We start from the raw sequence: 12,349 nt of genomic DNA on the forward strand, positions 1-12,349 counted from the left end.
CAGGGAGTCAACTCGACCCTATGGTAGGTGAACTAGCCTTTAGCATTTCCGACCGCCAGAGCTATCAAAGGACCAGATATCTGTGGGACATATCAAAATAAACGAACTTGATCGGTTCGATCTCCTTATTTGCCGCAAATACCTAACTAAACGACAAAGACATTGCGACGTTACTCGTCACTACATAGAAGCTGTTTCAATTATGTAGCGGTGCGCCTCATCCCTCAGCTCACGTTTCAAAACCTTGCCAGCTGCATTCCTTGGAAGGTCTTTGTCGGTAAAGTAGACGTACTTAGGCACCTTAAACCTAGCCAGGCGCTTGGCGACGTGCTCTTGAATCTCGCTCTGAGTTAGAGAAAAGTTTGGCTTTGGCTGTATTACCGCACAGACCTCCTCGCCGAGCACCTGATCAGGCAGCCCCACTACGGCCACGTCTGCTACGCCTGGATGTTCAAAGATTGCTGCTTCTACCTCTACCGAATAGACGTTCTCGCCCCCTCGAATCACCACGTCCTTGGAGCGATCGACGATGTGCAAAAAGTTCTCGTCGTCTAGGTATGCTATGTCACCGGTCTTTAGCCACCCGTTCTCGAAGGTTTGCTGGGTCTCTTTCTCTTTTTTCCAATACCCTTTGATGACCGTTGGTCCTTTGATCCAGAGTTCTCCTACCTCACCTCGAGGAAGATCAAGGCCCAACGGATCAACTATTCTCAGCTCCATAACCGGCATCGGTGGACCGGCTGAGTCCGGCTTTCGTACGTAATCATCCCCAACGTTTAAGGTGACGATGGCCGCAGTCTCGGTTAGCCCGTATCCATTTGTTGGTGCAGAGGTAGGAAAGTACTCCTTGATCTTACGCACCAACTCAGGCGCCGACGGTGCACCCCCATAGCCGATACCTTGCACCGAAGAGGTATCGTAGCTATGAAAGTCTGGGTGGTTGATCACCTGCCATACCATCGCTGGCACTCCTCCAAAGGTGGTCACCCTCTCCTGTTCGATGATCTCTAAAGCCTTCCCGGGATCCCACTTGTACATTAGTACGATCTTTGACCCAGCGACTGAGTTCGGAATCAGTGTAGCGAAACATCCCGTAGCATGAAAGAGCGGAACGCTTAGTAAGACACAGTTTTGCTCTCCAGAACCACTTCCCTGATCCTCTCCTTCTACAGAACCGTTCTTTGGATCCGTTCCGCTGAGCATGGACCTGTAAGTAGCCGAAAAAAACGCGTTCATCATGCAGCCGATAATGTTCCTGTGGCTTATCACCGCCCCCTTGGGTTTTCCTGTAGTGCCCGAGGTATAAAAGATCGCCGCCACGTCATCAGGTTCGATCTCAACACCTTCAGCCTCCACAGCGGGGCCTTTGATCAAAGTCTCAAATCTGTCGAACTCGACTCCCTGCATCGCCCCTTCGACCTGGTCCTCATTTGTCCTTACGGTGAGAATCTTGAAAGAGGGATCCATCTCTTTGAGCTCTTCTAGATGGGACGATAGCGCCAGCAGCCGCTCTTGGTCACATATGAGAATTCCAGATTCAGAGTCGATCAAACCATAGGTTAGCTCTGAACCACTCCACCATGAGTTGAGCGGCACTGCGATAGCGCCCATCGCAACAATGGCGTAGAAAGCCGCTATCCACTCGGGATAGTTTCGCATCGCAATGGCAACCCTCGAGCCTTTAACGACACCTTGCTCTCTGAGGTAACGCTGTATTTTGCCAACTATCTCATGAACCTCTCGATAGCTGAGGCGCTCGTCCTCATAAACCAAGAATGTGCGGTCCCTATGCGCCTTGGTGGAGCGAAAGACTTCATTCAAATTCTTCGGCGCCGTCTTCCAGGACTTTGTCTCCACTCCTCTTATGTTGACCGTTTCGACTTCAAATGGTCCACCGAGACCTATAAGTTGGCTTAAGACTGTTTTCGAATCCCCCATAGATATAAGTTACCCTCTACGGAAGATGAAGTCTAGGCAGCTACAGGAGCGCTATAAAACGTTGAGGCCAGGTATGAACTTCAGCATCACCGACACCACTCCTAAGACGAGAGCTACTACAAGGAACCGCCTTTCGGAAGAGCTGGGGTCGTAGGTGAGCCCGATAGAGGAAAACACGACAGAGGCACCTCCAAGAAATATTCCGAGAGGGACGCCATAGGTCGGTATCCATCCAAGAGTGAACGCCAAGAGAGCCAAGATCAGGCTTACCTTTGGAAGGCTGTCCGCCCTTAGACCTCTACCGGTAAATCGCTCTTGCAATTCCTCGAACCTGCCAATACGACTACTACAACAAATTCAGCTTAGTCGTCAACTATCCGCACGCAAATCGGCCTCGCCTGCACATCAGCAGCTTCTATCTATGAACCACCTCTACAAGATGCTTTGAAGTAGCCCTTTGGCCTTGGTAAGCTAAGCGGGTCTACCGATCTTTAGTCGATTAGGAGCATCACGTGGCCCAGATTAGCATGCAGCTCAACTACGCAGGAAACAAGTCAGACGTAATAAAAGATGTCCTTGAGTACGAAGCTAGAGGATTAGACGTTGTCTGGATCCCCGAAGCCTACTCCTTTGACGCTCCGAGCGCTATGGGGTTTCTTGCTGCCGTAACAAAGACAATAAAGATAGGCTCAGGAATACTTCCGATCTATAGCAGAACTCCTGCCCTAATCGCTATGACAGCGGCAGCTGTAGACGAGCTATCTGGGGGAAGAATGATCTTAGGACTGGGGTCATCGGGTCCACAGGTGATTGAAGGTTGGCACGGGGTGCCATACGATAAGCCTTTAGCAAGAACGAGGGAGGTCGTGGAGATCTGCAGGTCTGTCTGGCGTCGAGAACCACTTGTGCACCATGGGCTGTATGAGATACCACTACCTCCCGAGAAGGGAACGGGACTGGGTAAGCCGTTGAAGCTAATCAACCATCCTCTGCGCAGCACCATACCTATCTACATAGCAGCGATAGGGCCTAAGAACGTCGAGATGGCTGCAGAGATAGCAGAGGGATGGCTACCGATATTCTTCGTCCCAGAGTACAAAGATAGGGTATGGAAACAGGCCATAGACAAAGGTCTAAGCCGCAGAAGCGACGAACTAGGGGCATTTGACATCGTCGCCGGCGGTCTTTTAGCCATCGGGGACGACGTTGAACACCTGCTAGACCTGGCGAGACCCCAGGTTGCACTGTATGTAGGAGGTATGGGCGCAAAAGGCAAGAACTTCTATAACGACCTCGCCAAGAGGTACGGGTTTGAAAGAGAGGCGGAAGAGATTCAAGAACTATACCTAGCTGGAAAGAAGGACGAAGCCGCCAAGGCGGTACCTTCCGAGCTACTTAGGCTGTCGAACTTTGTTGGTCCAAGGGGCTACATCGAAGAGCGCGTCGCTGCGTTTAAAGAGGCTGGAGTAGGCACCTTCTCAGTGACGCCGGTCGGAAAAGACAAGTACGAGTCTTTCTCAATCTTTCGAGAACTCACACTCTAGTTTCAGCAACTCTACTACTTACAACAAAGTCCACAGCCGACAGAGCGTCTCGTAGAGCGTACCTGTTTCTCACCAAAGCAGTGGCTGTAAAGTGTTAGTAGAACACTATGTCGATCTCTTACTCTTTGTACCTCCTCGTTGCCCCCTTAGCTCTCCTCCTCTTATACCGGGTCAAAGAGCCGCTCGCTATAGACGAGGGAGTCAGTGCGCCAGTGCGTTTGGTGGATGAGAAAGCCTATGAGAGCAACTCTAAACCCTCTAGTCCTTATCTAAGTATCGAGGTTGTAGTACCGGCCAGAGACGAGGAGGAGTCAATAGGTGTCCTCCTCCACTCTTTGTCTCAGCAAAAAACCACCAACTGCTCAATACGAGTCACCGTCATCGATGACCACTCGTCAGACTCTACGGCACAAGTGGCAAGAAGTTACGGCGCGGAGGTATTCCAATCTGACCTTCTCTTGCCAGGAGATAACCCAAAGGCGCGTGCATTAGCCAACTATCAGCCCTTCATCCAAGGCGACGTCGTCGTCTTTCTCGACGCTGATGTGACCTTACTAGATAGTCATCTAATTGAGAATCTCGGGAAATACCTTGTGTTAGGCGGTAGCGATCTTGTATCGATTCAACCGTTTCATCGATGTGGCAGTATATGGGAGTCTCTTTCTTTGTTCCCGAACATGGTAGCGCTCATGGGCTCGGGTGCCTTTTCTCTGTGGAACAAACGACACAGCTCAAAGGTAGCTTTTGGACCATGTCTTGCGGCCATGAACCATAAGTACCAAGAGGTAGGAGGCCACCAAGGCATATGTCACGAGATCCTCGACGATGCAGCCCTCGCACGATCTTTTACGAAGTCGGGCTATCGAGTCTCTCTGTACAGCGGTTCAAAAGGGGTCAGCTTTCGCATGTACCCCAAGGGCTTAAGACAACTCGTAGAAGGCTTTACAAAAAATCTCGGCGCTGGATCAGCGGGTGCATCGGCCGATGCGGTATCTCTAACTGCGCTTTGGATAACGGCGTTTCTAGGGTCTTTCCTGCACGTTATTTTCGATCTCTTTAATGGGGAACCCGGTAGTCTCTTACTCAGCACAGCAACTTTGGTGCTGTACATACTAGAGACTCGCTTCTTGGGCAAAAAGATTGGTCGATACTCCCCCATTTGGTACGTTCTTGCCCCGATCGCCCTTTCTTTCTTCGTGTATCTGTTCGCTGCCTCTTTAGTCAAGCTCTACGTCTTGAGATCGGTTACGTGGAAGGGTAGATCCATCGTCATTGGGGGCAACAAAGGGGAACAACGCCGTGATTAGCTGGCATAACGCAGTTGTGGCTATGGCACTAACTGTTCTTTACTGGGTTGTGATCTCCGCCTCAGTCGGTTACGTAGGTGCAAAACTGCCTCTTGTCAGCCTGGCAAGGAGATATGGTAGTTACCGAATCTTCTCCTTTGAAAGAGGAGGAACGTTTTACGAGAGATACCTGAAGGTGCGTCGATGGAAGAGGTATCTCCCCGAGGCCGGTGACATCTTTGAAGGTGGAGTATCTAAACGATCCCTGGCGTTAGGAGTAACGGACGCAAAGTTGCGTTTTTATCTCGAGACGAAAAGAGCCGAGTTTGTTCATCGCTACTTAATCCTCCTTGAGTTAGTTCCGACCTTTGTCTGGTTCGGTTTCTTCCACGAGGTGGTCGTCGCCTACGCAGTATTGGCCAACGTCCCCTGCTTAGTCGCACAAAGATACAACAGGGCCAGGCTCGAGCGCATATACAAAGCTATAGAGACCGAGGCCCTATCCTATGCAGAACGTAACATTGGTACAGGTTGAGTGGGAAGGGACAGACTTTTTTCTTCGAACTAGCCTTCCAAAGAAGGTTCACTTTCGTCGCTGTACACAGGCGTGTCCCTAAAGATCGAGGACCTGTAAAACTCCAACTCTGCGATACTTTCTCTAATGTCATCGAGAGCTCTGTGTCCCATCTGCTTTGTCGGAGCATGTTTCATTATTCCTGGATACCATCGCTTAGCAAGCTCCTTGATGGAAGAGACATCTATGTTTCTATAGTGCAGGTACTCCTCCACCTTTGGCATGTACTCCTCAAGAAACCGTCGATCTGTTCCTATTGAGTTTCCGCAAAGCGGCGCCGATCTAGGCTCTTTTATGTGGCCTTTGATGAAGTCAAGAGTGGCTTCTTGTGCTTCTTGAAGATCCGTGTTTGAAAAAGCTATCTCAGATAGTAGTCCCGACCTTCTGTGCATGGCCGTTACGACCTCATCCATCTCGGCTAACTGCTCGGCCGTGGCGGAGATGACTAGATCCGGACCTTCTGCTACCACGTTGAGTTCAAAGTCGGTTATTAGGGTGGCGATCTCCACAATGACATGCCGTTTAGGGTCAAGCCCAGTCATTTCTAGGTCCATCCATATCATCATGCTCCTATGCTAGATGGTTATAACTCCCTCATATATCACGGAGGTTAGAAGCAGGTGACCGAGTCGAGAACACCCTCTGAAAGTCCATACGTCGTCATTCCGACATACAACGAGGCGGAGAATCTCGAATCAGTTATCAGTAAGATCCTCGAGTCACTACCCCAGGCAAATATCTTGGTCGTGGACGACTCATCACCTGACGGCACTGCAGATCTTGCGAGAAAACTCGCCACAAAGGGGTTCAAGGTAGAGGTTATGGAGCGTCCTTCAAAGTCGGGACTTGGCAGCGCTTATAGGGATGGTTTCCGCTACTCACTAAAGGCAGGAGCGACTTCGGTGGTTGAGATAGACGCTGATCTCTCACACGATCCTAAATATCTGCCAAAGCTAATGGAGGCACTCGATCAAGGAGCAGATCTAGCTATTGGCTCTCGTTATGTCCCAGGGGGAGCGGCTCCTGGGCTTTCACCTTTTAGGTTGCTTGTCTCTCGTGGTGGCAACGTCTACGCCGCTTTTACACTGGGAATCCCTGTACGGGACTCGACCGCTGGGTTTAGGGCCTATCGAAGAGAGGCGTTAGAGAAAATTGCCATCCCCGAGATCAAGGCGGACGGTTATGGGTTTCAGGTAGAGATGGCGTATGAGGTCCATCGCAACGGCGGCAAGATAGTAGAGATACCGATCGTTTTTCACGACCGTGTAGCTGGTGGATCAAAGATGTCGATTCGGATCGTCGTAGAGGCTATGGTCCTCTGTACGATCTGGGGGGCAGCACGAAAGATCAAATACCTCAGGAACAAAGGGCGCCAGGACGCTCTTGCGGAGGCGTTGATGAAGATCTACGATCTCTCCTCTAAGAGCGTGAGCAAAGCGCTTGAAGCGTCTGATAGAAGATGAAGGTCGAGATTCAGCTCGCCGAAGGCGTTCCTCTTCCCACTCGTGCAATAGATGGAGACGCTGGCTTTGACTTACGATCAAATGTTTCGGTGGAGCTTGCGCCGTGTTCTAGAACGTTAATCTCAACGGGCATTAGGCTGTCTATGCCACAGGGACTCTGTGCCCTAGTACTACCACGCAGCGGACTTGCTTTAAAACATGGAATCACATTGATGAACTCTCCGGGACTGATTGACTCTGGTTACAGAGGTGAGATCAAAGTCATCTTGTACAACTCTGATACGCAGAACCATTTTTTGATTAGCGAGGGCGACCGAGTGGCCCAGATTTTGTTTCTGTCTTATCCTGATATCGAGTTCGTGACATCCGAATATCTCACGTCAAGCGAAAGAGGCACAGGTGGGTTTGGACACAGTGGATTATGAAACGATAATGCCCCAAGAGGCCTAGTGCTCTTGGATCAGTAGATGAGGCGATACACATGAAACAACTCTCAGGTCTCGACGCAGCAATATGGTATTTGGACTCCAAGGAACAACCTCTTCACATCTCCGCGCTTATCAAGCTAGTTTCTTACCCAAGGGATGATCTAGACGCAAAGGGTGTAATCGATCGGTTACGGTACTTTGCAAAAAGCAGCGACGTACTACACCTAAGTGTTGCACCTTCTCCAATACCTCTTTCTCTTCCGTACTGGGTGGTAGTGGAACAGCTTGATTTCTCTAGCCACATATACCTTCACGATCTAGTGGAAGAAAAGACCGCTTTGGCTGCCGACGAGCTTTCGGTTACGGTAAAACGGCTGCTGGGAGAGCTTCTGGCAGACCCGCTCCCAAAAGACAGACCACCCTGGCAGATCCACGTGGTTGATCTAGGGTCGGAGATCTTGATCCTGACAAAGATCCATCACGCCCTGTCAGATGGCGCTGGGGGACTTCGCCTCCTTGGGTCTATAGTGGATCCTCCAGGTATCGAAGATGGTCTCGATGACTTCGTTTCTGAAGAAGAGCCGTCTGTAAAGTTTGCCCCAACCCAGAGACCTAGTCTGCTGTCAGCTCTCCTGGATCTACCCCAAGAAGCGGTCAGTCGGCTCGAGTCAGCCGCCACCTTCCAGGAGACCCTCTCACAGCTGATCTCAGCCGTAGCAGACGGGCAACGGGGTGCCTTGCCAGAGGTCCTTAACTTTGGAGCTCCGAAGCTGCCGTTCTCGGGAGCTTTGAGAACTACCCGATCCGCTGAGTCCTTCGCAGTTGAGACATCAAAACTTCGCAAAGTCGCGCGCCGTACACGCTCTACCTTAAATGACGTGGTCCTAACCGTAGTAGCGTTAACCATCGAACGTTACCTCGATACCGTTTACAACTACACCCTGGAGTCTTCTCCGATAGTCCTCATGCCCATATCGACGCGAAAACTCGACCACAGCCCAAGTCACAACCAAGTTGCGGGACAGCTGATTGCTCTTCCATATGGGAAGAGGTCAGGGATTGAAACTCTGTCTGCTGTGAAAGAGCAGGCGTGGCGAGCTAAGCGTCTGCACTCTAAGTTTGGTCCGAAGATACTCGAGTCATTTGCCTCTTCGGTAGCCTCGCCCGCTATCTCTCCCCTAGTTCGCCTCATAGGTGAGTTAAAGATCTTTGATCGTCTAGATCCGGTCTTCAACATGATCGTATCGAATGTAACAGGTATGACAGACGAGCTGTACCTACGGGGCCATCTCGTCGACAGTGTCGTTCCCTTTGGCCCACTGGCCGAGGGAGCTCCGCTCAACATTACCTTTTTGTCCTACATGGATATGACTAGCTTCGGCGTGACATCATGTCCTGACCTTGTTAGAGCTCCGGAGAAGATAGGGGAGATTTTTCAAGAGGTTCTGTTGAATTTTCTAGACGAAGTCAACTCTCAGAGCGACTAGGTTAAAAATACTTCGCGGATGTGGCTCAGTTGGTAGAGCATCACCTTGCCAAGGTGAGGGTCGCGGGTTCGAGTCCCGTCATCCGCTCTAGATATGGTCTACGCGGTAGGCCTATTAGTGCTTATACCTTATTTGACTTTAGCTTCTCAAGAACGTCCATTTAGCCAAGACGCTCTGGACGTTGTAGCAAAGTTGAACGATCGTGCGATTAACTGACTAATACACGCAATAAAGTGGAACGTGGGATTCGGAGATGGTTTCTTGGGGAAAAAACTTTTAAACTACGCACTCGGACTCAACATAGCCCTAGTTGTGGGCTTATTTTTCGCGGCATACTTTGCACACTCCTTTGTCATTGCGGCATCGGCTGTTCATCAGCTGGTTGACACCGCAGGGATCGCCATCACAATAGTGGCGCTAAAGCTCTCAGTCCGGCCTCCTACCAAGAGGCACAGCTTTGGGCTGGTAAGGGCTGAGGTACTCGCCGCTCTAACGAACTCGGTTCTTCTCGGTATAATAACGCTAGCGGTTCTGGCGTCATCGGTGATAGCGATGTTCTCCGACCTTCATCCAAACGGTGAGATCGTCTCAGTGACAGGACTCGCTGGACTTGGAGTTAACTTGCTGTCACTGTACCTCCTCTCCCATAGACCAGACACCCCGATGAGTGTCAAGTCAACTGCCCTCCACTTGCTCGCCGACTCGATCTCTTGGATGGTGGCTGTTGTGACTGGCGTTGTGGTCTCGCTAACTCACCTCTCTATCTTTGACCCTATCGGCTCGGTCGTCGTCTCTCTCTATGTTTTAGTCTCTACCTGGAAACTCATAACTCGCACCCTAAACATCTTGCTGGAAGCATCCCCCGAGAACTCAATCTCAGAGGAGATGAGTGAGACACTGCTCGCTAACCCTTATGTCTCTTCCGTACATCACCTACACACCTGGAATCTTTCATCTCTGGAGCGAGCAGTCTCAGCTCACGTGGTGCTTGAAAACATTAGCTCCCTACACCAGGCTGAACTCGTAGTGTTTGAGCTCAAAGAGCTTCTCAGGGATCAACACGACATTACCCATGCAACCCTAGAGGTCGAGTGCCATCCGTGTCCCTCAACTGAGCACGAAACTGAACTGGGGGCTTGGCACATCCACTAGGACCTCCACCCACGTCATAAGCTGTTCTCTTTTCACCGGAGCGAAGGTACCACGTCCCCTAGAGACGCGACACACCCAAGGCAGTCGACGAGTGGACGTGGACTCTTCCCAACAACTCATGTATTAAATCTGACATATCCTTCCAGCGCGGCCCGATCGGGGTCATGCCACCATGGAACTCAAGCGCCACACCGACGGACTCCAAACCACTCTCTCCATCCCCTAGATCTTCAATTCACGAACCACTTTTACAACAAGAGTTGAATGGTCATACTCGCATCACAGCCGGATCTGTCTTCTAAGTCCTTACGGACTCACTTCCTCTTCATATGGGCAGTGGCGACATCCATTTGAGCAACAGGTGCCCCTTTCAAGGTGGGCAACCGCAGTAAATACATGAAAGGAGGACAAGGGATCGACGTAGGTCTTCTCGCCTCTTCTCATCGCAGTCTCGTGAGCTTCAAGTACTCTTTTTCGATCGGAGTCGGGCATTGTCAGCCTTCCGGGTTTTGGACAAAGGACCCGAGCCATCAACTCTGAGACGTCCCCACCGCCCCTGAGGCCCCAGAGGATCTCCTCGAGCCACAGGTAGCTCGACTCTTCTTCTTGCACAGACAGAACTTTGCCCTCCGACTACTCGACTCGTCGAAAATCTAAGATTCACATTAGACGACCGCTTTGGATGGAATCATTAATTGTCAAATACCATCACCCAACGTCTTCATCTATAGGTGGTTCCATTTAGGATAGTCACCTAGCAGGATTGAGTCGTCCTGCGCACGTTATTGACCAAGGATCGGAGAGTCTTGCAGGCCTACGTTCTTATCCAGACTGACCTCGGACGAGTCACAGACATATTACGAAAAGTGAAGGAGATAGCCACTGTAACAAGAGCTGACTCTGTCACCGGTCCCTACGACATTATCGCCCTTTTGGAAGCCCCTTCAGTCGAGGAGATTGGTCGAGAGGTTGTCGAGTCTATACAGGTCATCGATGGAGTAACCCGTACTCTCACTTGCCCCATAGGTAACCTAGATCAACTTCACTGACTCGGCGTCTTGAACCTACCACCTCTTTTAGCTATATCGTCGGATGACCGGATCGATCGAGCTCTGCCCACCTGAAAGACTCTCGAAGGTCTTTGATTTTATGGTTAAGTAGTGTTGAAAAGGCTGTAGAGAGGCTCTAGAGGTAGCTTCATTCATCCAGCCGGTACCTTTTCTGGACCGTAGAACACTACTTAGGAGGAACATATCTACGTAGACGCCGATACCCATTGGTTTCAATTGACTTGTTCCCCAAACGCTTCGACACTCATCTGACAAAGAGCGTCAAGGAAATCGCAGGTGGGCTCCTCGGACCTAAACCAGCGATGGACGATGCAGCCTAAATAGACCACAAGCCAGTCACTTTAAGAGCTGGTTCCTTACCCCAAGTACCTACTGTCCATAGGTCATGGTGAAAGAACCAGATGCTGATAAGGCTCCAGGATAAGCCACCTCAACATTATTTTGTACCATTGCAAGAGGAACAAACGATGAGTTAGGTGTCGCCGGGTTCTCTCCAGTGGAGAATCCAACCTGTGAAAACGGAGAAAGGATCGTAAGAAATGAGCCCGATCCTGTCTCGATTGTCGGTGCTTCGACTATCCACTCTGCCGAGGCAAGATCGCCAGTATAAGACACCGTAGTAGCGTAACTTTGACCTGTGGTTATATCGTCCAAAGAGATCGACCAGGATCCACCTCCCAGATCTTCGATGGAGGCGTTGATAGTATCGCCTGGGGATACGGATAGCTGTGATATGTTCTGGGAAGGCTGCGGATAGGTCTCGTACCACGCGCCCAAAGAGTAGTAGTTCGTGCCGACGATCGGAGCGGCTACTATACCGGCCTGGATTATGGAGTTTGACCCGTTACCAAATCCATCGATTCCGATCCACTCCGATACGGCACACTCAGATTGGTTTGTTCCCAAGACGTAGTTCTGACAAGATGGAGGTTCTGACGAAAGCAGCGAAGCCACGTTAAACACACCAGAAACCCCAGTAAATGGTCCACCTTGAGTCACGTAGCCAGACCAATTACTACTTACCATAGCCACTACCAATGGAAATGACGAGGATACCGAAGATCCAACTGCGTCGGTGACCGTTACGGTCACATAGTAGTTTCCGTAGTTGTTTGTGACACCCTCCAGATCACCTCCGCTTGAAAGCATCATCCCAGAGGGTAACCCAGTTGCACTCCAGGTGTAAGGCGCCACTCCGCCAGCCGAGCTGAGCTGCTCACTGTAGGAGACACCTATCAGAACGTCTGGGAGCGAAGAGGTGGTTATCTGAAGCGGCTCCATCGTAAAAGGAGCTGTCGCCATTGCAACGATTGGCTGGTTCAGAGGGTGTCCTCCCATAGATCCATAGAACCCTGCATCTCCAAAGGTGAAGATCCCTCCATCGGACGCTACCTCCCAGTACCCCTT

13 protein-coding genes and 1 tRNA gene are annotated in these 12,349 nt (G+C 50.7%); 9 read left to right on the top strand and 5 right to left on the bottom strand.

From position 1 onward, the window contains the following. Nucleotides 1-180: 180 nt before the first annotated feature. Together BUA24_RS00195 and BUA24_RS00200 are read right to left on the bottom strand one after the other, a co-directional pair. Entirely contained in the window at nucleotides 181-1,938 is a 1,758-nt protein-coding gene (locus BUA24_RS00195; protein ID WP_072787563.1) for a class I adenylate-forming enzyme family protein, read from the bottom strand. A gap of 51 nt (nucleotides 1,939-1,989) precedes the next feature. Further along, nucleotides 1,990-2,259, bottom strand: a complete 270-nt coding sequence (locus tag BUA24_RS00200; protein WP_072787564.1) for a hypothetical protein — start codon at nucleotides 2,257-2,259, stop codon at nucleotides 1,990-1,992. A 206-nt stretch (nucleotides 2,260-2,465) separates the two neighbouring features. Between BUA24_RS00200 and BUA24_RS00205 the strand changes: the two genes are divergently transcribed. The 3 genes from BUA24_RS00205 (at nucleotide 2,466) to BUA24_RS00215 (ending at nucleotide 5,303) form a co-directional block, all read left to right on the top strand. Further along, entirely contained in the window at nucleotides 2,466-3,482 is a 1,017-nt protein-coding gene (locus tag BUA24_RS00205; RefSeq protein WP_072787765.1) for an LLM class F420-dependent oxidoreductase, read from the top strand. A 107-nt stretch (nucleotides 3,483-3,589) separates the two neighbouring features. Beyond that, nucleotides 3,590-4,789: a glycosyltransferase family 2 protein gene (locus tag BUA24_RS00210; RefSeq protein WP_072787565.1), complete on the top strand. Its 1,200-nt coding sequence runs from the start codon at nucleotides 3,590-3,592 to the stop codon at nucleotides 4,787-4,789. Next, nucleotides 4,755-5,303, top strand: coding sequence for a glycosyl-4,4'-diaponeurosporenoate acyltransferase CrtO family protein (locus BUA24_RS00215; protein WP_143146295.1), 549 nt, complete (start codon nucleotides 4,755-4,757; stop codon nucleotides 5,301-5,303). The genes BUA24_RS00210 and BUA24_RS00215 overlap by 35 nt, the downstream gene beginning before the upstream one ends. Nucleotides 5,304-5,332: 29 nt before the next feature. Here BUA24_RS00215 and orn read toward each other — a convergent pair whose 3' ends face one another. Beyond that, nucleotides 5,333-5,908: an oligoribonuclease gene (orn, locus tag BUA24_RS00220; protein ID WP_072787567.1), complete on the bottom strand. Its 576-nt coding sequence runs from the start codon at nucleotides 5,906-5,908 to the stop codon at nucleotides 5,333-5,335. Nucleotides 5,909-5,962: 54 nt separating this feature from the next. Between orn and BUA24_RS00225 the strand changes: the two genes are divergently transcribed. From BUA24_RS00225 to BUA24_RS00245, 5 genes are all read left to right on the top strand, one after another. Then, nucleotides 5,963-6,805, top strand: coding sequence for a polyprenol monophosphomannose synthase (locus BUA24_RS00225; protein WP_072787568.1), 843 nt, complete (start codon nucleotides 5,963-5,965; stop codon nucleotides 6,803-6,805). Next, complete coding sequence (dut, locus tag BUA24_RS00230) at nucleotides 6,802-7,230, top strand: dUTP diphosphatase (protein WP_072787570.1); 429 nt, start codon at nucleotides 6,802-6,804, stop codon at nucleotides 7,228-7,230. Before BUA24_RS00225 ends, dut begins: the two co-directional genes overlap by 4 nt. 56 nt (nucleotides 7,231-7,286) lie before the next feature. Next, a complete protein-coding gene (locus tag BUA24_RS00235) occupies nucleotides 7,287-8,720 on the top strand; it encodes a wax ester/triacylglycerol synthase domain-containing protein (RefSeq protein ID WP_072787572.1) in 1,434 nt (477 codons plus the stop codon). 14 nt (nucleotides 8,721-8,734) lie between these two features. After that, nucleotides 8,735-8,807: transfer RNA gene (locus BUA24_RS00240), tRNA-Gly, on the top strand. A 153-nt stretch (nucleotides 8,808-8,960) separates the two neighbouring features. Continuing rightward, entirely contained in the window at nucleotides 8,961-9,872 is a 912-nt protein-coding gene (locus tag BUA24_RS00245) for a cation diffusion facilitator family transporter (RefSeq protein WP_072787574.1), read from the top strand. A gap of 306 nt (nucleotides 9,873-10,178) precedes the next feature. On the opposite strand, the gene BUA24_RS12050 is transcribed toward BUA24_RS00245, so the two are convergent. Beyond that, nucleotides 10,179-10,484 (bottom strand): C1orf53 family protein, encoded by a 306-nt coding sequence (locus BUA24_RS12050; protein ID WP_084660017.1) that lies wholly within the window; start codon nucleotides 10,482-10,484, stop codon nucleotides 10,179-10,181. A 194-nt stretch (nucleotides 10,485-10,678) separates the two neighbouring features. On the opposite strand from BUA24_RS12050, the gene BUA24_RS00255 reads away from it, so the two are divergent. Continuing rightward, nucleotides 10,679-10,921: an Lrp/AsnC ligand binding domain-containing protein gene (locus BUA24_RS00255; RefSeq protein ID WP_084660018.1), complete on the top strand. Its 243-nt coding sequence runs from the start codon at nucleotides 10,679-10,681 to the stop codon at nucleotides 10,919-10,921. 390 nt (nucleotides 10,922-11,311) lie between these two features. Here BUA24_RS00255 and BUA24_RS00265 read toward each other — a convergent pair. Further along, the coding region (locus BUA24_RS00265) for a G1 family glutamic endopeptidase (RefSeq protein ID WP_072787579.1) at nucleotides 11,312-12,349 on the bottom strand (1,038 nt) is incomplete at its 5' end.

The sequence above is a fragment of the Ferrithrix thermotolerans DSM 19514 genome (genome assembly GCF_900128965.1).
Classification (GTDB): domain Bacteria; phylum Actinomycetota; class Acidimicrobiia; order Acidimicrobiales; family Acidimicrobiaceae; genus Ferrithrix; species Ferrithrix thermotolerans.